The following is a 1,192-nucleotide window of genomic DNA, read 5'->3' as shown; positions in this document are numbered from 1 at the left end:
AAAATCGATACTGTAAGTTTCAAGAATGAGGGGGTCGACAATAACTTCTAGCAATTCTTCGCGCTCACCGGCGATATCGACTTCTAACACACCACCTAAGGCTTCAATGTCGTCACGCAAGTCACGGGCAATTGCAAGCAAGTTTCGTTCGGGTAACGCGCCCCCTAAACTAATGCTCATGACGGGGAAGAGTGCGACGTTAATTTCGTTTACTGTCGGCTCATCACTACCTTCGGGGAGCTTAGATTTAGCTCGATCGACCTTTTCTCGCACATCATCTAGTGCTGCATCGCCATCAAATCCAGCATCGAACTCTAGCGTGACAGAAGCGTGTCCTTCGCCAGCGATAGAGGTCATTTCTTTTACGCCCTCTATTGATTTGAGCTCTTTCTCCATCGGACGCACGAGCAATCGCTCTGCATCTTCGGGAGAAATGCCTTCATAGGTCATGGATACGTAGATCCATGGAATAGGGATATCTGGCTCAGACTCTTTAGGTATTGAGTTGTAAGAGGCGATACCTGCGATGAGCAGGAAGAACAAAATTAGCAGTGCGGCACGTTGACGACGAATCGCCCAGTCGACGACATGAGATTTATGCTCGCCCTGAGAGCTAGCAGCGCTTAAATCGGTTTTTGCGATCATGCATCGACCTCAGTGTCTGCGTCGACATTGGTTTCGATTTGTCCTTCAATAGCGATATCGACCGTTTGTCCCTTTGCAACAAAAGCCTGTCCGACAACGATTAGATTAAGGTTTTCTGGTAGGCCTGATAACCAAACGCCATCGCTATCATTTTTGATAATCTCAACCACATAGCGAACTACTTGATTGCTCTCATCAACAGCATTTACATAAATGCTGCCATCAGCAGCTAAGCTCAAAATTGATGATGAGACTTTGTGCGCAAGAATGTCTCCGAGCTGTAGTCGAACGCGCGCACTTTGGCCAAGACGAGGGTTGCTCTTTGACTGTGCAGTCGCTTCGATTCTAAATGTTCGTGTTGCTGGGTCCGCTTGGCTTGAGATGTATGAAAGTTGCCCTTCAATTGTTGTTCCGTCTAAAAGGTCAGCGTTGACAGTTTGTCCAAGCTCAATCTTGGAAACATGTTGTTGAGGTACACGCGCTATGATTTTAATGTGCTGGTCGTCAATCAAGTCGATGAGTGGGTCGCCGGCTTGAACATAATCAC

The 1,192-nt window shown here is 47.2% G+C and carries 2 protein-coding genes; both read right to left on the bottom strand.

The genetic code is table 11. The features are described 5' to 3' along the window. The coding region (locus A3762_RS14010) for an efflux RND transporter permease subunit (RefSeq protein WP_197469264.1) at window positions 1-645 on the bottom strand (645 nt) is incomplete at its 3' end. After that, on the bottom strand, window positions 642-1,192 hold a 551-nt coding region (locus tag A3762_RS14005; RefSeq protein WP_156493461.1), incomplete at its 5' end, for an efflux RND transporter periplasmic adaptor subunit. The genes A3762_RS14010 and A3762_RS14005, both read right to left, overlap by 4 nt.

Source organism: Oleiphilus sp. HI0125, assembly GCF_001635355.1.
The sequence above is the reverse complement of the archived record's forward strand: the minus strand, read 5'-3'. Positions and strand labels throughout refer to the sequence as shown.